The organism is Lichenicoccus sp. (assembly GCF_965277665.1).
Taxonomy (GTDB): Bacteria; Pseudomonadota; Alphaproteobacteria; order Acetobacterales; family Acetobacteraceae; genus Lichenicoccus.
Map to the genome: position 1 here is coordinate 1339992 of NZ_OZ255835.1, position 18831 is coordinate 1358822.

Genomic DNA, 18831 nt, shown 5'->3' on the forward strand with positions numbered 1-18831 from the left:
CTCTGGCTGAGCCAGGAACTGGCTCGACCAGAGACTGTAAAGCCAGACGAGATCAAGAGCCGCTCGCGACCTTCGTCGCCAAGCTTTCGGACTGGCGACAGGATGTTTTTTTGCTTGCTCGCCTTGCGCCCTCGGTGCCCTTCTTGTCGCCGTAATCGGTGGTCGACCAGATAATGCTATATTGAGGAAGTCAATTGGACACCATCGTAGACATAGATGTGCTTAATACGAAGATCTTGGAATGCAACGACGTCCTAACCTGTCAGGGCGACGAGGCAATGCGGCGGTTCTTCCAGACGTTTCGGGGCGACTTCTCAGGTCAGGCGCCTGCCGATCCGTTCAGCGAGGAATATCGTGACTTCCAGGTGCGACTGCATGAGCGAATTTGCGGTCGTCCCTATTCACCAAAAAACGAGCGCACACATTTCGACTTGGCCGCCTATCGGGATCGACCCTATCCTTACTATCTTGAGAGTCTTCCCACCGCGGGCGAATACCTTCTGGCGATCGCCTTCATGGTGCGCATGATGGACCTTCCGCCGAACGCACGCGTGCTAGAGTTCGGACCAGGATGGGGGGAGACGACGATCACGCTGGCGCTGCTCGGAGTGCAGGTCACGGCTGTCGACATCGAACCGAACTTCTGCGAGATGCTGTGCCATCGCGCTGCTCAGAACCGCGTCGACATCGAGGTCGTGGAGGCGGATTTCTTTTGGGCCGAAAGCGTAACCGAGCCCTATGATGCTGTCCTCTTCTTTGAGTCCTTCCACCACTGCCATGACCACCTGCGCCTGTTGCGAGCGCTGCAAACGGCAGTCAAGCCGGAAGGTCAGATCATCTTTGGCGCGGAGCCAATCGTCCCCGGCTATAATATCCCCTGGGGGATCAGCATGGATGGTCATGCGCTCTGGTCTATGCGCAACTTCGGTTGGCTGGAGCTCGGATTTAACGAGGAATATTTCAAGGCGGCGTTATCCCGTACGGGCTGGTCGGCAGAGAAACACAAGTCCGGCGACGTACCGTTCGCCACTGCATGGCGGGCTCGACGGCTAGCACCGGAGCTTGCCGATGCCGCCATGGCAGAACAGCCGTGTCCATGGCAAGAGCCAGTAGCAACGCAAGAGCCTCCTACGGCGCAACCGGCCGAGATCGGAGAGAGGATGCACGAGGCTGTCGGCATGCCGGCGCCCTCGCCGCGTGAGCTGCAGCTGGAACGAGAACTCGCAGCCATGCGAGAGTCGACCTCATGGCGACTGACCGCACCAATTCGAGGTCTCCGGCGTCTGCTCGGCTGACGAAACGCTGCATGACCCAGCGTAGATTGGCATGGAACCGGCGCTGGTTCTCAGCACTCCCGGTCTGGATGGCTGAAGGGGTGCTTCATGCCGAATCGGCTTTGTTCCTGGCCATGGGAGGAAGCTGGGTGGCCTATCTCTGGACTGCTTAAGCAACTTCATGGCGTGCCGATCAGGCGCAGACCGGTCAGCCACATGCCAAGTCGCCGTCCGTCGATACTGAGACCTAGAGAAGCCGGGCTTCGCGAATCAGGAAATGAAAGCCGAACATGGGCGAGACAGGTATGATCCGCCTCGCGCCGCAACCACTCCCGCCGCAGCGGCAACACGATGGCGCCTAGCCCTCCATGCTGAACGCCCACCTGTTCCACCAGCGACGCGGGATATCCGGCGATCTCGATGCGGACCCGATACCCACCAGATCCGGAAGTCGGCACACCGGCCGGCGTGAACAGCATCCCGTCCAATATCAGTGCTGCATGCTCAGGCAGATCCGCTGCCAGAGGAACCAGCAGATCTGCCTGTTCATGCGACCAGATTCCGGTCGGCTCCGGCGCCCACCACCCTTCTGTCAACAGGCCGCTCGCCTGAGCCCGGCCTGCCGAGATACGCGTCGCGTCAACCGACAGAGGCACGATATAGCTGCGCAAGTCGACCGGGGGCGCCGCGGCAGTACAAGCGGCGCATGTTCGCCAATTTGGCGCCAATACAAACACGCCATCGATTTGCGCGATAAGATCACGCACTGGATCGAGCCGGTCTGCAGCGGCGAGCAGGCTGATCCGCGGCAACACGTAGAGCGATCCGGCATCAAGATGCTCAGGCAGGGCGGTATGGCTGGATCCGACACCGCTCCACAGCAAGTCGGCCCAGTCGATGAAATGGGTCCCGCGCGCTACAGGACCAGCAGCCTTGAGGTAGGCCGCACCGATCAGGCTCTGTGACGCATCCTCGATCTGGACCAGCTTGCGGTAATGGGTTGCGGCCAGTGCCCAGAACGGACTGGCAAGCACACGAGGCGCCGCTTTCCGACCGACGCAGAGCTGCGCGGCCGCGCCGACAGGGGCGAAATTGCTGCCGATCGCGCAGCAATGTTCGAGCATGGGGCTGAGGCCGACTTCTCCCAGTTCCGGAAATTGACCACGAGGATTGCCGGCGGTAAGCACCAGGACGGGCCCGACGTGGCCCGCGATCATACGGAGCATGCGGTCATGCAGCCCCCAGCCACGGGCCTCAAGCACGGTATCGCCGACATTGATCACCTGCAGGCCCTTCTGCCTGGGTAGTAGCGGCACCAGGTAGGACACCGGCGCGCGAAAGATCAGGACCAGTAGCGTATGCACCGGGATGTCAACGGCATTGGCCTGTAGGGTCCTGGTCCCGTACGGGATGCGCAACGTGGCCGGATACCTTGTCGCTATCAGGACCACGACAGTCATCGCCAACGCCAAGAGTCTTGCGCCGGCCAGCGGGCTGATCAATCGGATCAAGAGCAGCGGTGCCAGCACTCCACCGACGGCTTCGAGCACAACGGCATAACGCAGGATCGAGCTCGTCGTCAGCCACGCAATATACCCCATGCCGAAAGATACCAGAAGCGCACGTGGGACCAGATCGCGAGGCCGCTTCCACCAGCTAGCGAGAACAAGACAGCACGCCACCGCCAACCTTGGGTCGCGCAGTGGCAACTCGCTGACCAGGGTTGCTGGATGCACCGCCCAATAAATCAGGTAGAACAGCCATTGCTCCATTGCTCGGCATCATGCGGAAAAAACGTCCATCGAGAACACTGGCTGGTGGAAATAGCGGCGAACGGAACAGACCGTTGAACATCGGGAATACTGGGCTGCTGAACCGGCGGGCCAGCATCAACGCCCACCAGCCGTCAGCGACCACCACGCCGGCGACCCAGCCGCACGAGAACACGGCGGCGGTAGCGACCCCGCGTCCCGGCAACCGGATCGAGCCTTGCATGCTCATGGCCGCCAGCAAAGCGGCCGGCGCATAAGCCGCTGCCGTCAATTTCAGCCCGGCAGCCATACCGAACAGCAGGCCGCCGCTAGCAATCGTGCGCACGGCCGAGCCATGCAGCATTACGAGCAGCCCCGAGAGCATGAAGACAGCGGCCTGTATCTCCTCGGTGACCGTGCCGACCTGAGCGATTGTCGCAGCCCCGGTTACGCCCATCGCAGTAGCCGCAACAGCAAGGAGCCGCTCCGAATAGAGCAGCATCGACAACCGGGCAGTCAGGAAGATCAGCATCCCATACCAGAGTCCGGTGACCGCAGCGAGGACCCGCGGCACGGCACGTAGCGGCTCAAGCGCCAATTCGGCATACACCGCGTCCAGCACGGGGTTGAGATAACTCTGCATCCCGGTCGGCAGCAGGTCGCGACTGAAACGGCCATAAAGAAAGGCAAAGCCATTATAGAGATGGTAGTTTAGCAGGTCTCAATTGGCGTCCTGTCCCATTGCCACCGACAGCGCCGCCCCACTGGCGAGGCACAAAAACACTCCGATTAAGTAGCGATACTTAGGCATTGGTCTCACAGTCGTATCGATTCCCGGATCCGATGCATCGCTTATGACTTCGACCGCACTATAGCGACGAAGCGTAGGAGTCCTCTCAGCGTCAGGCTATGTTGGATCTGCTGATCCGGTAGGAGTTCACGCAGCGCGTCTATCTCGTCCTCTGTGCCCGATGCGCTTGGTCCCGCCCCACAGCCGCTCCCCTCCGAGCCGGCCTTGTGATCACTTTGCACAAGTATCCTGAACTACGCCGTGTCCCCTCCCGGGCCTGGCGGTAAGGTTCCCGCGCCGAGCAGCGAGACGTGTGCCGCCACGATCCGCCACCCCTCCGCCAGCCGGACCCAACTCTGGCTCTGGCGTCCGACTGCCCCCTCGGCAGCGCCGCCACGTCCGGTGCGGCGAAATTCGATGCTGGTGGTGGCGAAGTCGCGTCCGAAGCTGGTCACGACGCTGCGCAGCACGGTGCGTTGCGGCGAGCCCCCGGGGCGGGCCACGCGGAAGGCGGCGATCTCGTCGTACCCGTAGAGGTTTTCGCCGACGCCGTAGCGCACGGTGTCGGGCGATTGCCAGAACAGCGCATCCAGTGTCTCGACGTCGTTGCTCATCAAGGCCTGCTCGTAGCGGGCGAACACTGCCTCGACCTCGGCCAGCACCGGCGGATCGTTCACCTGTGGCTCAGACATAATCCAGCTCCCTGCAGCCGGCGACGCCGGCAGCCTCCAGTTCGGCCGCGACCCGCAGGCCGAGGATTTCGGCAAACGGACGGGTGATGACCTGCACCCCGACCGGCAGTTTCCCGGGTGCGAGGACCGGCACCGCCACCACCGGCAGCCCGATGAAGCTGATCGGCTGCGCGTACAGCCCCAGATTGGCGCGCGCCGGCACCGCCGCGCCGCCGAGCTCGATAGTGGGGTCGTCGAACCGCGGCGCCGGACACGGTGTGGCGGGCGCCAGCAGCACATCGAAGTGGTCGAAGGCGGCCAGCACCTGCCGGCGATACCAGGAGCGGAACCGCTGCGCCTGCACCACCACGGCCGCCGGCAGCAGGGCGCCCGCCAGCAGACGCTCGCGTGTCGCGGGATCATACTGCAGCGCCTGCATGGCCAGCCTCGGCAGATGCAGCGCCCCGCCTTCCGCCGCCGTGATGCAGAACGCCGCCGAGCGGGCGCGGTCGGTCTCCGGCAGCACCAGGTCGCTGGCCCCTCCCAGCGCGTCCGCAACCTGACGCACCGCCTGCTCCGCCTGGTCGGAGCCTCCGGCGAACCAGCCGGCGAGCCGGGCGACCCGCAGTCCGGCCACGCCGGAGCGCAAGGCCGGTCCAGCGGGTTCGGCCGGACGCGCGGCCTGCACCGGATCGCCGGGGTCCAGGCCCTGCATACAGTCGTACGCCAGCGCCAGCTCGTGCAAGCTGCGGGCGAACGGGCCGACATGGTCGAAGCTGTTGACGAACGGGTAGGCGCCGCTGCGTGACAGGCGCCCATAGGTCGGCTTGAGGCCGAACACGCCGCAGAGCGAGGCCGGCACCCGGATCGAGCCGTTGGTGTCCGACCCGAGTGCGAGCGGCACCAGGCCCGCCGCCACCGCCGCGGCGGAGCCTCCCGACGAGCCACCGGCCAGCCTCCGGGGATCGTGCGGGTTGCGGGTGCTGCCGTAATGCGCGTTCTCGGTGGAGAAGCCGTAGGCGAACTCGTCCATGTTCAGGCAGCCGACCAGGATGGCGCCCGCCTGCCGCAACCGGCGCACGACAAAGGCGTCCCGGGGCGCCGGCGGCCCGCCCGCCAGGATCCGCGAGCCGGCCAGCGTCACCATGCCCTGCACGTCGAACAGGTTCTTCACCGCGAACGGCATGCCGGCAAGCGGCCCGGCCGCCTCCCCTGCCGCCAGTCGCTTATCCTGCGCGCGCGCCTCCGCCAGCGCCGCGTCGGCAAGGATCGTGGTGAAGCAGTTCAGCGTGCGGTCGTGCCTGCCGATACGATCGAGGACGCCGGCGATACGGGCTTCGGTCTCGCCCGTCACGACACGGGCGGCTCGGCGGCGAACACCGGCGCCGCTTCCTCGCCGGGCGGCAGCTCGAACTCCATGACCCGCGCCGCATGCCGGCGCAGCAGTTCCAGGCTGGCCGCCACGCCGCCGAGCAGCGACGGCTCGATCACGATCCCCAGCCAGGCAGCAGCCTCGGTCGCGAGCCGCCTCGTGTCGTCGTCCATGCAGCCTCCTGTTCCGGTCCACAGACGCCCGGCCGAACAGCCGCCGAGCCGAGCAACCGCCATGCCAGACTGGCGCCTCAGAGCCAGACTGGCGCCTCAGAGATGGCTCCACCCGGCCCGCTCGAAACGCTGCTCCACCCCGGCCGCATCCAGCACGCGCACATACGGCGCCCCCGTCTCGAAGCGGCCGATACGGGTGATCGCGGTTCCGGTCGCCGCGGCGGCGGCCAGCAGTGCCGTCTCGCGACCGGCCGGGACCGCCAGCAGCAGCTCGTAGTCGTCGCCGCCGGTCAGGCAGGTGGCGCGCCAGGCCTCCCCGGCCGAACGGATCGCCTGCTGGGCCGCCGGGGACACCGGGACAAGCGGCGCGTCGAGCACTGCCGCCACGCCGGATTGCCTGCAGAGATGCCCGCAATCCTGCACCAGCCCATCGGAGACATCCATGCCGGCGGACGCGATCCCGTGCAGCTGTCGCCCGAGTGCCAGGCGCGGCTGCGGCAACCGGTAGCGCTCGGCGAGATCCCCCGTGGGATCGGCGAGGCCACCCTGCAGCGCAGCCAGCCCGAGCGCCGCGTCGCCGATGCTGCCGCTCACCCAGACCCCGTCGCCGGGTGCGGCTTTGTTGCGGCGCAAGGCGGTGCCGGGCGCCACATGGCCCAGGATGGTGAGCGACAGCACCAGCGGCCCCGTGGTCGAGGTGGTATCGCCGCCCAGCAGGCTCAGGCCGAACTCCGCCTGGTCGGCCGCGAGACCCGCGCAGAACCCGGCAAACCAGGCATCGGTCATGGCAGGCGGCAGCGTCACCGTCAGCAGGTAGCCCAGCGGGGCCGCGCCCATGGCGGCGAGATCCGACAGGTTGACCCGGAGCAGCTTGCGCCCGACGCTGCCCGGCGGGTCGCCGGTCAGGAAATGCACGCCCTGCACCATGGCGTCGGCAGAGACCACCAGGTCCCGTCCGGGTGGCGGTGCGAACACCGCCGCGTCGTCCGACAGCGCCAACGCAGCCGGGCCGGCCAGCGGCAGGAAATGCCGCTCGATGAACCGGAACTCGCCGGGCGGCCCCGAACCGGGCATGCCGGGACGCGCCCTCAGGCTGCCGGGTCGGTCGCCTCGGGACTGCCCCCCGGCGCGCGCTGCTCGAAATCCTGCGGCCGCAGCCTCCGGCCGATCACGTCGAGCAGGCCGTTCGCCATGCGCGGCTCGTCGCCGGAGAAGAAGCCGTGCGCCACATCGAGATACTCGTTGATCACGACCCGGCCGGGCGGCCCGTCGCTCATGGTGAATTCGGCGCCCGCCGCGCGCAGCAGCGCACGCAGCACCGGATCGAGCCGGCCGAGCGGCCATTCCGGCGGCAGCGCCTCGACCAGCAGCCCGTCGAGCCGGTCCTGCTCGCGCACCGCGGCGCGCACGATGCGTCCGAACAACGCGACGTCGGCCTCCGGCACGCGGCCTTCCTCGTAGCCGCCGGTTCCTGGCAGTTCGCCGAGCCGGTGGCGCACGAACTGGTCGATGACGGCCTCGGGATTCTCGCCCGCCTGCTCGCTCTGGAACAGCGCCTGCACGGCGCCCACCCGCGCCGCGGTGCGTGGGCGCGTCCTCGGCGCGCGCGCTGTCGTCGGTCGCCCCTGTGGGGGCGGGGACGCGGAGGTCTCGTGATCGCTCATGCGCGCTTCATCGCGCCTTTGCCCCGGCGGGTCCAGTTTCCTTCGGTAGGACACCCGGCTCGGCGCCCGCGATCGGCAGGCTCGGCAGCGAACCCAGGATCGCCTCGAAATCGCGCGCCTCTCGGAAGTCACGATAGACGCTGGCAAAACGGACATAGGCCACCGCATCCACTTCGCGCAGCGTGTCCATCACCAGCTCGCCCAGTTGCTTGCTGGCGATCTCGACCTCGCCGGAGGCCTCGAGCTGGCGGACCAGCCCGTTGACGATCCGCTCGATGCGCTCCTCGTCGATCGGCCGCTTGCGCATGGCGATGCGTATCGAGCGGGCGAGCTTGTCGCGCTCGAACGGCACCCGCCGCCCGTCGACCTTGGTCACCACCAGTTCGCGCAGCTGGACGCGCTCGATGGTGGTGAAGCGCTGGCCGCAGGACGCGCAGAACCGCCGCCGGCGGATCGCCGCGCCATCCTCGTTCGGACGGCTATCCTTGACCTGCGTATCCTCGTGGCCGCAGAACGGGCAGCGCATGAAGCCGGCGATCCTCGATGTTTGAACGTGGCCGTTCAGGTGCGCCTGCGTGTGCCTGCTGACAAGGGCCGCAATCCGGACCAACGTGCTGTGAGCAAGCTGCGACTCCAACCAGTTCGATAGAGATGGAATGACCACGGCATGAGCCAGTCGATCGGCGTGACCCGGCCCGACAGCCCCCCGCTGCCCGGCAGCGCCATCATCGAAGCCGCCGATCATCGGGCGCGGCACTGGCACAGCCCGCACCAGGGCCGACTGCGTCTGGGGTCGGCCGCGCACAAGCACGCCATGTGCACGATGTTCCACGAGACCTTCAACCCGTACAAGCCGTCGGTGATCGACTGGCCGGCGCTCGACGACGAGACACTGGCCCGTATCACCGCGCTGCCGATCTGGGACATCGCCGTGCAGACCGAGGGTAAGGCCAGGCTGCGCATGAAGGCGTATGCGGACAGCCTGAAGGATCCCGAGCTGCACGAGGCGATCGGCCTCAATGCGTGGGAGGAGAACCGCCACAAGGAGGTGCTCTCCCGCATGGTCGGGCGCTACGGCATCCGGCTTGCGCCGGAACCCGAATACAAGGCCCCGCGCGACGCCGAGTGGGCCTACATGGTCACCGGCTACAGCGAGTGCATCGACAGCTTCTTCGCCTTCGGCCTGTTCGAGATGGCCAGCCGCTCGGGCTTCTTCCCACCCGAGCTGATCGAGACGTTCGAGCCGGTGATGCAGGAGGAGTGCCGGCACATCCTGCTGTTCGCGAACTGGGTCGCCTGGCACCGGCGCACCATGCCGATCTGGAAGCGTCCGCTGTTCGAGCTGCGTGTCGCCGCCGTGTGGGTGTTCCTCGGCTGGGAACGGATCGGTCTGGCGCGTGGCATGGATGCCGATGGCCGCGAGGTGGTGCAGGACAACAACTTCACGGTGAACGGCGCCAAGTCGGTCAGCAGCGAGGAGATCAGCGTGCGCGAGCTGATGGGCCTGTGCCTGCAGGAGAACGACCGGCGTTTCGCCGGCTACGACAGCAGGCTGCGGCGCCCCACCACGATGCCGAACCTGGTGCGCTTCGCGCGCCGCTTCATGCGGGCTCCCAAGCCACGCGCTGCGTGAACCCAAGCGGGCTGCTTCGCGTCCTGGTCGTAGCGCTGCTGCCCGTGGCGCTGCTGCCCGGGGCGGCGCACGCCGCCCCGCCCCCCGGCCTGACCCTCGACGATGCCTGGATTCGCGCGCTGCCCGGCCTGCCGGCGGCGGGCTATTTCTCGCTGCATAATGCCGGCTTGCACGCTGTGACCCTGACCGGCGCCGATGCCACGGCCTGCGGCACCCTGACCCTGCACCAGACCGTCCGGATGCGGACCATGAGCCATGGGGGCGGGATGGCACCCGGCGGGATGGCCCCCGGAGCGATGGCAGGGATGCCCGGCATGACCAGCATGCACGCGGTGGCGGCGATCGAGATCCCGCCCGGAGCCACCGTGCGCTTCACGCCAGGCGGCTATCACCTGATGTGCGAGCAGCCGGGTCCGGCCGTGGCACCGGGCCGGACCGTGCCGGTCACGCTGCATTTCTCCGACGGCAGCAGCCTCGCCGCGGGCTTCCCGGTCCGCTCCACCCACGGAAGCTGAGCGACACGTCGTCAAACCGTGATCGGTTGGCCGCGGCCATCCACAAGTCCGGCCCGACTTCCCGGCGTTGCGCAGGCTTGCATGCAGGGAGTTTTAGGTCATGCGCGCACTGTGCTGGCACGGCAAAGGCGACATACGCTGCGACACGGTTCCCGATCCGGCGATCGAGGACAGCCGCGACATCATCCTCAAGGTGTCGAGTTGCGCGATCTGCGGCTCCGACCTGCATCTCATGGACGGCCAGATGCCGACCATGGAGAGCGGTGACATCCTCGGCCACGAATTCATGGGCGAGGTGGTCGAGACCGGCTCGGCGATCACCGGCTTTCGCAAGGGCGATCGCGTCGTGGTGCCCTTCAACATCAATTGCGGCCAGTGCCGGCAATGCAGGCTCGGCAACTGGGCCTCGTGCACGGTGTCCAACCGCAACGGCGACATGGCGGCCAGGCAGTTCGGCTATCCGACCGCCGGCCTGTTCGGCTACTCCCACCTGACCGGCGGCTATGCCGGCGGCCAGGCCGAGTATGTTCGCGTGCCGATGGCCGACGTGGCGCCGATGCAGGTGCCGGACGGCATGAGCGACGAGCAGGCGCTGTTCCTGTCCGACATCCTGCCGACCGGCTGGCAGGCGGCTGCCTATTGCGACATCAAGGGCGGCGAGATCGTCGCCATCTGGGGCGCCGGTCCGGTCGGATTGTTCGCCATCAAGTCCGCTGCCGTCATGGGTGCCGCACGCATCATCGCCATCGAGACCGTGCCGGAGCGCGTCGCCCTCGCTCGCAAGGCCGGGGCCACCGACATCATCGACTACGCGCAGGACGACGTCATGGCGCGCATCAAGGAGATCAGCCGCGGCGAAGGGGCGGACGCGGTGATCGATTGCGTCGGCATGGAAGCGAGCGCCGGCCACGGCATGTTCAACCTGCTGAGCACGGTGCAGGAGAAGCTGACCAGCACGCAGCGGCCCTACGCACTGGAGCAGATGATCCAGGCGGTGCGTCCGAGCGGCATCGTCTCGGTGCCCGGCGTCTATGCCGGACCGATCCCGGTGAACATGGCCGCCGTGGTGCAGAAGGGCCTGACCATCCGCAGCGGCCAGACCCACGTGAAGCGCTGGCTCGAGGCGCTGACCAGGCTGATCCAGGACGGCACCATCGACCCGACCTTCCTGATCACGCATCGCAGCACCCATCTCGAGGACGGTCCCGAGTTGTACAAGACTTTTCGCGACAAGAAGGATGACTGCGTCAAGGTCGTGTTCCATCCCGGTGGCTCGCCCCCGCCGCAGGCCTGAGCGGGATCCGCTCCTATCGCAGCAGGGCGCGCCGTACCGCGTCCTGCCAGCCCGCGACCACCCGATCGCGCTGTGCCACCTGCATCGACGGCTCGAACAGGCTGGCCCGGCTCCAGGTGGCCGCAACCTCGTCGAGATCCCGCCAGACCCCGACCGCAAGCCCGGCCAGGAACGCGGCGCCGAGCGCCGTCGTCTCCAGATGGCGCGGCCGCTCCACCGGCACCTGCAGCATGTCCGCCAGGAACTGGCAGAACCAGTCATTCGCCGCCATGCCGCCATCGACCCGCAAGGCCTGGGCCTGGCCGCCGCCGTCGCGCTGCATCGCCTCGGCCAGGTCCAGCGTCTGCAACGCCACCGATTCCAGCGCCGCGCGCGCAATATGCGCCGCCGTCGCATCCAGCGTCAGGCCACAGATCAGGCCGCGCGCATGCGGATCCCAGTGCGGCGCGCCCAGCCCGACGAAGCCGGGCACCATGTAGACCCCGTGATTGTCCGGCACCCGCGTCGCCATGTCGTCGGTCTGCGAGGCATGCGTGATCAGGCCGATGCCGTCGCGCAGCCACTTGATCGCGGCACCCGCCACGAAGATCGCGCCCTCCAGCGCGTACGTGGTGCGGCCACCGATCCGGTAGGCGATCGTGGTCAGCATGCGGCTCTCGCTGGCGACCGCCGCCTCGCCGGTATTGAGCAGCATGAAGCAGCCGGTGCCGTAGGTCGACTTCGCCATGCCCGCGGCAAAGCAGGCCTGCCCGACCACCGCCGCCTGCTGGTCGCCCGCCATCCCGCCGATCGGGATGGCGCGGCCGAACAGCGTCGGCTCGGTCTCGCCGAAGAGGAAGCTGTTGTCGTGCACCGCGCCGAGCAGCGACGCCGGCACGCCGAACAGCCGCAGCAGATCGTCGTCCCAGCATTGCCGGTGGATGTCGAACAGCATGGTGCGACAGGCATTGGTGATGTCGGTCGCATGCACCCGGCCACCGGTCAGCCGCCACAGCAGGAAGCTGTCGATGGTGCCGAACGCGAGCTCGCCGCGCTCCGCCCGGTCGCGGGCGCCGTCCACCTCGTCGAGCAGCCAGGCAAGCTTGGTGGCCGAGAAGTACGGGTCCAGCAGCAGCCCGGTGCGGGCCCGCACCAGCTCCTCCGCACCCTGCTGCCTGAGTTCCGCGCACCGGGCCGCGGTGCGACGGTCCTGCCAGACGATGGCATGGTGGATCGGCTCCCCGGTCGCCCGGTCCCACACCACGATGGTCTCGCGCTGGTTGGTGATGCCGATGGCGGCGATGCCGTCCGCACCCCCCACCCGCTCGATCACCGCGCGCGACACCTCCAGCACGTGTCGCCAGATCTCCTCCGCATCATGCTCGACCCAGCCATGCTCGGGATAGAACTGCCGGAATTCCCGTCGTTCGGTGGCGAGCGCCTGCGTTGCGGCATCGAAGACGATGGCCCGCGTCGACGTCGTTCCCTGGTCGATCGCCAGGATCTTCTTGCTGCTTGCCATGACCTGTGCATTCCCCGCCGGCTTGGTGTTGACCCGCCGCTTGATGCGGATTTCGACGGCCTGCGCCGGATCGGGTCAAGAGGCCGGGTCAAGCGGGGAGCAGCTGCCTCACCCGGCCAGGCTGGCCAGCACCTGCGCCCCGTAGCGGTCGAGCTTCGAGGCGCCGACGCCTTTGACCTGGCCGAGTGCCGCGAGATCGCCGGGATGCTGGCGGGCGACGTCGCGCAGCACGCTGTCGTGGAAGATGACGTAGGGGGGTACCGACTGCGTGCGCGCCTCCTGCTTGCGCCAGTCGCGCAACACCTCGAAGCGCAGCAGCGCCGCCGGCTCCAGGTCGGCGGCCGCCACCTCCCGCCCCGCATCGCCCCGCTCGCGTGGGGCCTTGCCCGCGCCGGCCGGAATCGGCTCAACTGCGTCCTCGCGCAGCATCAGCTTCTGCTCGCCGCGCAGGATCGGCCGCGCGACCTCCTCGTTCAGCGCCAGCGTGGCGTATTCCCCGTCGCCCGTCTGCAGCGCGCCGCGCGAGACCAGCTGGCGGATGACGCTGCGCCAGAAGCCTTCCGGCTGCTCCCGGCCGATGCCGTACAGCGGCAGCGTGTCGTGCCGGTGCCGGGTCACCATGTCGGTCTGCTTGCCGCGCAGCACCGAAATGATGTGCAGCGCGCCGAAGCGCTGGCCGGTGCGGTAGATCGCCGACAGCGCCTTCTGCGCCGCCAGCGTGCCGTCGAAGGTGGCGATCGGGGTGCGGCAATTGTCGCAGTGCCCGCAATCACGGCCGAGCGTCTCGCCGAAGCAGGCCAGCAGGGCACGTGTGCGGCAGCCGGTGGTGTCGGTCAGCCCGATCATCGATTCGAGCCGCTGGCCCATCACCTTCTTCTGCGCCGGCGGCGCCGTCGACACGTCGAGCCAGTGCCGCGCCCGCGCGATATCCTCGCCACCGTACAGCAGCAGCGTATGCGCCGGCTCGCCGTCTCGCCCGGCGCGCCCGATCTGCTGGTAGTAGCCTTCCGGACTGTCCGGCATGTCGAGATGCACCACGATGCGCACGTCGGGCCGGTCGATGCCCATGCCGAAGGCGATCGTCGCCACCACCACCACCGGCTCGCCGGAGCGGAACCGCGCCAGTGCCGCGCGCTTCTCCAGCGGCGAGATGCCGGCATGAAACACGATCGCCGGCCAGTCGCGCTCGCGCAGGCTGCGCGCGATGCGCTCGGTCTTGTTGCGGCTGCCGCAATAGACGATCGAGGCCCCGCCGCTCGCCTTGTGCCGGGCCAGCATGTCGGTGAGCTGGCGCAGCTCGGCGGCCTTCGGTTTGGCCGCGATGTTGAGGTTGGCGCGATGGAAGCTCGCCGCCAGCACCTCCGCCCCCGGCATCGCCAGCGCATGCAGGATGTCGGCGCGGGTGCGCGGATCGGCGGTCGCGGTGAGTGCGATGCGTGGCACACCGGGAAGCGCCTCCGGGAGTGCGGCCAGGGCTCGGTATTCGGGCCGGAACTCGTGCCCCCACTGCGATACGCAATGCGCCTCGTCGATCGCGATGACCGAGATCTGCTGGCGGCCGAGCCGTTCCAGCATGCCCGGCGACAACAGCCGCTCCGGCGACACGTACAGCAGGTCGAGACGGCCGCCCGCGAAATCCGCCCGCACCCTGGGTGCGTCCTCGGGGCTCAGCTCCGAGTGCAGCGCTGCCGCATTGACCCCGAGCTGGCGCAGCGCCGCCACCTGGTCGTCCATCAGCGCGATCAGTGGCGAGACCACCAGCCCCATGCCTGGGCGGCACAGCGCCGGGATCTGGTAGCACAGGCTCTTGCCGCCGCCGGTCGGCATCAGCACCAGCGCGTCGCCGCCCCGCATCACCTGCGAAATCGCGGCATCCTGCAGGCCCCGGAAGGCCGCAAACCCGAACACCCGCGCCAGCACCTCGAGCGCCCGGCCACCATCACGCCGGAAGTTCGGCGCCTCGGTTTTCAGGTCTGTCAGTTCCTCAGACAAGGGCTCTGCCCTTGACCCGCTGGGGCGGCACGCCCCAGACCCCGATTCCTGCATTAAATGATTTCAAAGGCTCGCCTTTGATGGGCTTGAGCCGCGAAGCGGATCAAGGGGGCAAGGCCCCTCGCCTAAACTTACTTCAGTTACCAAAATCAATTTCGACCCGGCGCGCGCCGATGCCGGGATCCTCGTTGGACGGCGAGCGCGGGTTGATCTGGATCCGGTTGGCGGCGATCCCGTCCGCGCGCAGCGCCGCCGCGACCCTTTCTGCCCGCCGGTCCGACAGCATCGCGTCCGCGGTCAGGTTGCCGTTCGCCTGGGCGTAGCCCTCGACCTGGATGTTGAGCTCGGGATGGTTCGCGGCCAGGTCCGCGGCGTGGCTCACCACCTCGCGGGCGGACGTATCCAGGGTCGCCGAGCGCACGGCGAAGAACACGACGAACTTACGCCCCAGCGCGCCGCCCTCGAAGAAGGAGCAGCCAGCCAGGAAGGCGGGGAGCAGACAGGCGGCGGCGAGGATAGGCGTGCGACGCATCGGATGATCTCTTCCACAGAACGAAGACACCGATCCCATAGAGCAGCATCCGATCAATTGGTATCGCTTCGCGATGCCAATTGTCGGGCAGAGCTGCTCTCCCGAGCGACCTGGGTGGCGCGACCCCGGTTCCACCGCGTTGCACCAGACTCACCTCAGGCGGCAATCACCGCGCGGCCCTGCTGCAGCCGCCAGACCCGGTCGAGTCGCTCGACCCCGGTCAGCCGGTGCGCGATCAGGATGACGGTGCGGCCGGCCGCCACGGTGTTGAGGGTGGACAGGAAGGCCTGCTCGGTCTCGGAGTCGAGCCCGGCGCACGGTTCGTCCAGGATCAGTACCGACGCCGGCGACAGCAGCGTGCGCGCCAGCGCCAGCCGGCGCCCCTGGCCGCCCGACAGGTTGGTGCCGTTCTCGCCGAGCCACTCGTCCAGCCGGTTCGGCAGGCTGCGCACGAAATCGGCGATGCGGGCCTGTTCCAGCACCGCCCACAGGGCCGCGTCGTCGGCCTCGGGACGCGCCAGCAGCAGGTTGGCCCTGATCGTGTCGTCGAACAGATGGGTATTCTGGCTGAGCCAGGCGATCTGCCGCCGCAGCAGTCCAGGATCGATCAAGGCGATGTCGACACCGCCATAGGTGATGTGGCCGGCCTGCGGCGCGATGACCCGCAGCAGCAGGCTGGCCAGGGTGGATTTGCCCACGCCCGACGGCCCCAGGAACGCGATGCGCGCGCCGTGCGGAATGTTCAGACCGAGGCCGTCGAACACCGGCGGCCGCTCCACTGCCCAGCGATAGCCGACGCCGTCGAGGCGCAGCGTCGCATCCGCGGGCGGCGTGACCGTGCCGGGGCGCGTCGGCGCACCGAGCGAACTGGAGCCGGTCCCGAGCACCCGTCGCGCACTCTCCGCCATGTGCCCGGCCAGCACGCCGGCGCGCACCAGGCCGGAGGCCGCCTCGAAGCAGGCCAGCACCAGGAACAGCGACAGGACAGCAGCGAGACCGCCGATGCGCGGCAGCCCCAGCCCGATCGCCGCGGCCAGGACCAGCAGGACCGCCGCCTGTCCGCACAGGAAAGAGATCGCGCCGGCCGTGGCCCCGCTGCGTGCGAGAAGCCCCTGCGCCGCCAGCAACCGGCCCTCGCGCTGCCGGACCACCGCCGCCATGTCCTCGCCGGCGCCGAAGGCGCTGATCTCGCGCAGGCCGGACGCCACGTCCAGCACCGCTACGCGCAGGCCGGATTGCGCCTCGGCCAGCGGCACCCCCGCCTGCACCGAACGCCGCGCAGCCACCCAGGGCAGCAGCAGCGACGCGCCGAGGAAAAGCAGGCAGACCGGCAGCGCCAGCGGAACACTCCGGCTGCCGATGACGATCGCCAGCACCGGCAGCGCCAGCAGCACGCCGCAGAGCGGCACCAGCAGCCGCAGGTAGAGGCCGTCGAGCGCCTCCACGTCCCCGACCAGGCGGCCCAGCACGTCGCCGGTGCGGCGGTATCCGAGACCGCCGGCGGCGCTGCCGGCGAGCCGCCGGAAGAACCAGACCCTGAGGTCGGCGAGCGCTCGGAAGGTCGCCGCGTGCGTCGCCAGTCGCTCCGCGTAGCGCAGCAGCACACGCCCCGCGCCGAGGGCGCGCAGCAGCAGGCCGGACGCCAGCAGCAATCCGACCGCCGACCCGGCCAGCCGCAGCCCCGAGGCGCTCAGCAAGGCAAGACCGCTCGCCAGCGCCACGATCGAGACGCAGAGCCCGGCCAGCAGGGCCGCGGACTGGCCGCGCCAGAGCCGCAGGATCGCCAACAGCGGCAGCAGCAATGGCTTCATGCCGCACCCCGGGCAGCCAGGACCGGCGCACCGGCATCAGGCTGTGCGTCGTCTTCGACGGCAAGGCGGGCGCGAGCGGGCATGGGCAGCTCGATGCGCCGCCCGGCGATGAGCTGCGCCGCCTCAGCATGGGTAGCCAGCAGCACCGTGCGGTTGCGGGCCAGCGCGCGCAGGCTGGCCAGGATGGACCGCTCGGTGTCGGGATCGAGCTGGGCGGTCGGCTCGTCGAGCAGCAGCAGCGGCGCGTCGTGCAGGGCGGCGCGGGCGATGGCGACCCGCTGCGCCTGGCCGCCGGACAGGCCGTAGCCGCCCTCGCCGATCCGGGTGTCCAGGCCCTCCGGCAGGGACGCCACCAGCTCATCCAGGGCCGCCGTCGCCAGGGCCGCCTGCAGCGCCGCGGGAGACGCATCCGGCCGCCCGAACAGGATGTTCTTGCGCAGGGTGCCGGCGAACAGCATCGGGTTCTGGCCGATCCAGCCGATCAGGCGGCTGCGGGCGTCCGGCGCCCGCGACCGAAGGTCGATCCCATCAAGCAATACCCGGCCGGACTGCGGCTGCACGAAGCCGAGCAGGATCTCGATCACCGTTGATTTTCCGGCACCCGAGGGCCCGGACAGCAGCACCGTCTCGCCAGGGGCGATGGAAAAGCCGAGCCCGTCCAGGACCGGGCCGCGTGCCTCGGTCCAGGCGTAGCCGACATGCTCGAACGTCACCGCGACACCGCCGCAAGCCGCACGGTCCGGAGAGACGCCCGGTGCGACGGCCGATGCGCCGGACGCGTCCGGCAGCGCGGCCAGCGCCTCGGCACAGGCGCCGACCTGCAGCCGATCCTGGTAGGCGAGCGCGAAGGCGCGCAGCGGCGCAAAGAACTCCGGCACCAGCAGCAGCACGAACAGCGCCTGCGCCACCGACAGTGCGCCCGGCAGCGCCCCCGGCAGCGCTCCCGACACCGGATCCGCCGGTGCCGGCAGGCCGGTTGCCTGCGCGCCGGACAGCAGGCGGCCGCCGTCATGCAGGGCGATCACGACGAGTGCCACCGCGAGCGCGCAATCCAGGCCCGCCGACGACAGGAAGGCCACCCGCAGCACCCGCATGGTGCGCCGGCGCAAATCCGCTGCCGCCACGGCAAGCCGTCCGGCCTCGTCGTCGGCGCGGCCGGCCAGTACCAGGGTCGCGATCCCCCGCACCCGGTCGACGAAATAGGCCTGCAGCCGCGCCAGCGCCTGGAACTGCCGGCGCGACGCGGCCGCGGCGCCGATGCCGAACACCGCCTGCATCACCGGCACCGCGAGCCCGCAGCAGAGCAGCACCAGGGCCGCGAACGGCTGCACCAGCCATGCCGCCAGCAGAACCAGCGCCGGGGCGGCCATCGCCAGGCTCGCCGCCGGCAGCCAGCGGGCGAAGAAGCCGTCGACGGCCTCGATGCGGTCCACCAGCAGCGCGGCCAGGGCGCTGCTGTGCCGATCCCGCAGCAGCGCCGGTCCCGCCCGCAGGATCGCGGCGAGCGCCGCCGCGCGCAGTCGCCGGCGCGCCGTCATGCCCGCGTTGGCCGAAACGATCTCGCCCGCGGCCTGGGTTCCGGCACGCAAGATCGCCGCGACGGCGAAACCCGCCAAGGCCAGCAGCACGTCCGGCCTGCCGCCGCCCGGTTGCGCGCCGAGCGCCGCGGCGAGGATCAGGGCCACGCACCACATCTGCAGCACGGCGCAGGCGCAGCCCGCCATGCCAAGTCCGATGACCGGCAGCGCCTGCCGGCGCCCAAGCCGGGACTGCGCCCGCATCCAGCCCCGTGTCGCCGATCGCTTTGTTTGCATGTCACCCAAGGTCCAGCCGCAGCAGATCTAGCCAGACTGTCGCA

Annotated in this window: 17 protein-coding genes; 4 read left to right on the forward strand and 13 right to left on the reverse strand. The window is 69.0% G+C overall.

What is annotated here, in order from left to right:
- Nucleotides 1-194: 194 nt before the first annotated feature.
- Nucleotides 195-1295, forward strand: coding sequence for a class I SAM-dependent methyltransferase (locus ACQY4O_RS06055; RefSeq protein WP_428375310.1), 1101 nt, complete (start codon nt 195-197; stop codon nt 1293-1295).
- Nucleotides 1296-1453: 158 nt separating this feature from the next.
- On the opposite strand, the gene ACQY4O_RS06060 is transcribed toward ACQY4O_RS06055, so the two are convergent.
- From ACQY4O_RS06060 to nrdR, 8 genes are all read right to left on the reverse strand, one after another.
- A complete protein-coding gene (locus tag ACQY4O_RS06060; protein WP_428375311.1) occupies nt 1454-3046 on the reverse strand; it encodes a hypothetical protein in 1593 nt (530 codons plus the stop codon).
- A complete protein-coding gene (locus tag ACQY4O_RS06065) occupies nt 2931-3668 on the reverse strand; it encodes a hypothetical protein (RefSeq protein ID WP_428375312.1) in 738 nt (245 codons plus the stop codon). The genes ACQY4O_RS06060 and ACQY4O_RS06065 overlap by 116 nt, the downstream gene beginning before the upstream one ends.
- A gap of 401 nt (nt 3669-4069) precedes the next feature.
- Nucleotides 4070-4507: an oxalurate catabolism protein HpxZ gene (gene hpxZ / locus ACQY4O_RS06070; RefSeq protein ID WP_428375313.1), complete on the reverse strand. Its 438-nt coding sequence runs from the start codon at nt 4505-4507 to the stop codon at nt 4070-4072.
- The gene (locus ACQY4O_RS06075) at nt 4500-5840 is read right to left on the reverse strand and encodes an AtzE family amidohydrolase (protein WP_428375314.1); all 1341 of its coding nucleotides are present in this window, start codon (nt 5838-5840) and stop codon (nt 4500-4502) included. The genes hpxZ and ACQY4O_RS06075 overlap by 8 nt, the downstream gene beginning before the upstream one ends.
- On the reverse strand, nt 5837-6031 hold the full coding sequence (locus ACQY4O_RS06080) for a DUF4089 domain-containing protein (protein WP_428375315.1): 195 nt from the start codon (nt 6029-6031) through the stop codon (nt 5837-5839). Before ACQY4O_RS06080 ends, ACQY4O_RS06075 begins: the two co-directional genes overlap by 4 nt.
- A 96-nt stretch (nt 6032-6127) precedes the next feature.
- Nucleotides 6128-7105 carry a thiamine-phosphate kinase gene (gene thiL, locus ACQY4O_RS06085; RefSeq protein WP_428375316.1) on the reverse strand — a complete coding sequence of 326 codons (978 nt, stop codon included), beginning with the start codon at nt 7103-7105 and terminating at the stop codon, nt 6128-6130.
- A gap of 14 nt (nt 7106-7119) precedes the next feature.
- Entirely contained in the window at nt 7120-7695 is a 576-nt protein-coding gene (gene nusB / locus ACQY4O_RS06090) for a transcription antitermination factor NusB (RefSeq protein WP_428375317.1), read from the reverse strand.
- 7 nt (nt 7696-7702) lie between these two features.
- The gene (nrdR, locus tag ACQY4O_RS06095; protein WP_428375318.1) at nt 7703-8221 is read right to left on the reverse strand and encodes a transcriptional regulator NrdR; all 519 of its coding nucleotides are present in this window, start codon (nt 8219-8221) and stop codon (nt 7703-7705) included.
- Between the two features lie 141 nt (nt 8222-8362).
- Here nrdR and ACQY4O_RS06100 point away from each other — a divergent pair, with 141 nt between their 5' ends.
- The 3 genes from ACQY4O_RS06100 (at nt 8363) to ACQY4O_RS06110 (ending at nt 11137) form a co-directional block, all read left to right on the forward strand.
- Nucleotides 8363-9328, forward strand: a complete 966-nt coding sequence (locus ACQY4O_RS06100) for a ferritin-like domain-containing protein (protein ID WP_428375319.1) — start codon at nt 8363-8365, stop codon at nt 9326-9328.
- A complete protein-coding gene (locus ACQY4O_RS06105; RefSeq protein WP_428375320.1) occupies nt 9325-9843 on the forward strand; it encodes a copper chaperone PCu(A)C in 519 nt (172 codons plus the stop codon). The genes ACQY4O_RS06100 and ACQY4O_RS06105 overlap by 4 nt, the downstream gene beginning before the upstream one ends.
- Nucleotides 9844-9943: 100 nt before the next feature.
- The gene (locus ACQY4O_RS06110; RefSeq protein ID WP_428375321.1) at nt 9944-11137 is read left to right on the forward strand and encodes a zinc-dependent alcohol dehydrogenase; all 1194 of its coding nucleotides are present in this window, start codon (nt 9944-9946) and stop codon (nt 11135-11137) included.
- A 13-nt stretch (nt 11138-11150) separates the two neighbouring features.
- On the opposite strand, the gene glpK is transcribed toward ACQY4O_RS06110, so the two are convergent.
- The 5 genes from glpK to cydD form a co-directional block, all read right to left on the reverse strand.
- Entirely contained in the window at nt 11151-12638 is a 1488-nt protein-coding gene (gene glpK / locus ACQY4O_RS06115) for a glycerol kinase GlpK (RefSeq protein WP_428375322.1), read from the reverse strand.
- Nucleotides 12639-12746: 108 nt separating this feature from the next.
- The gene (gene recQ / locus ACQY4O_RS06120; protein ID WP_428378118.1) at nt 12747-14609 is read right to left on the reverse strand and encodes a DNA helicase RecQ; all 1863 of its coding nucleotides are present in this window, start codon (nt 14607-14609) and stop codon (nt 12747-12749) included.
- Nucleotides 14610-14766: 157 nt separating this feature from the next.
- Nucleotides 14767-15162, reverse strand: a complete 396-nt coding sequence (locus tag ACQY4O_RS06125) for an OmpA family protein (RefSeq protein ID WP_428375323.1) — start codon at nt 15160-15162, stop codon at nt 14767-14769.
- A gap of 155 nt (nt 15163-15317) precedes the next feature.
- Nucleotides 15318-16973, reverse strand: coding sequence for a thiol reductant ABC exporter subunit CydC (gene cydC, locus ACQY4O_RS06130; RefSeq protein ID WP_428375324.1), 1656 nt, complete (start codon nt 16971-16973; stop codon nt 15318-15320).
- Entirely contained in the window at nt 16970-18787 is a 1818-nt protein-coding gene (gene cydD / locus ACQY4O_RS06135; protein ID WP_428375325.1) for a thiol reductant ABC exporter subunit CydD, read from the reverse strand. The genes cydC and cydD overlap by 4 nt, the downstream gene beginning before the upstream one ends.
- Nucleotides 18788-18831: the final 44 nt, after the last annotated feature.

Bases quoted from the DNA above. Each gene is read 5' to 3' on its own strand.
- cydD (WP_428375325.1), bottom strand. From the start codon at position 18,787: ATGCAAACAAAGCGATCGGCGACACGGGGCTGGATGCGGGCGCAGTCC.
- glpK (WP_428375322.1), bottom strand. From the start codon at position 12,638: ATGGCAAGCAGCAAGAAGATCCTGGCGATCGACCAGGGAACGACGTCG.
- hpxZ (WP_428375313.1), bottom strand. From the start codon at position 4,507: ATGTCTGAGCCACAGGTGAACGATCCGCCGGTGCTGGCCGAGGTCGAG.
- ACQY4O_RS06110 (WP_428375321.1), top strand. From the start codon at position 9,944: ATGCGCGCACTGTGCTGGCACGGCAAAGGCGACATACGCTGCGACACG.
- nrdR (WP_428375318.1), bottom strand. From the start codon at position 8,221: ATGCGCTGCCCGTTCTGCGGCCACGAGGATACGCAGGTCAAGGATAGC.
- cydC (WP_428375324.1), bottom strand. From the start codon at position 16,973: ATGAAGCCATTGCTGCTGCCGCTGTTGGCGATCCTGCGGCTCTGGCGC.
- ACQY4O_RS06125 (WP_428375323.1), bottom strand. From the start codon at position 15,162: ATGCGTCGCACGCCTATCCTCGCCGCCGCCTGTCTGCTCCCCGCCTTC.
- ACQY4O_RS06100 (WP_428375319.1), top strand. From the start codon at position 8,363: ATGAGCCAGTCGATCGGCGTGACCCGGCCCGACAGCCCCCCGCTGCCC.
- thiL (WP_428375316.1), bottom strand. From the start codon at position 7,105: ATGCCCGGTTCGGGGCCGCCCGGCGAGTTCCGGTTCATCGAGCGGCAT.
- ACQY4O_RS06065 (WP_428375312.1), bottom strand. From the start codon at position 3,668: ATGCAGAGTTATCTCAACCCCGTGCTGGACGCGGTGTATGCCGAATTG.
- ACQY4O_RS06080 (WP_428375315.1), bottom strand. From the start codon at position 6,031: ATGGACGACGACACGAGGCGGCTCGCGACCGAGGCTGCTGCCTGGCTG.
- nusB (WP_428375317.1), bottom strand. From the start codon at position 7,695: ATGAGCGATCACGAGACCTCCGCGTCCCCGCCCCCACAGGGGCGACCG.
- ACQY4O_RS06060 (WP_428375311.1), bottom strand. From the start codon at position 3,046: ATGGAGCAATGGCTGTTCTACCTGATTTATTGGGCGGTGCATCCAGCA.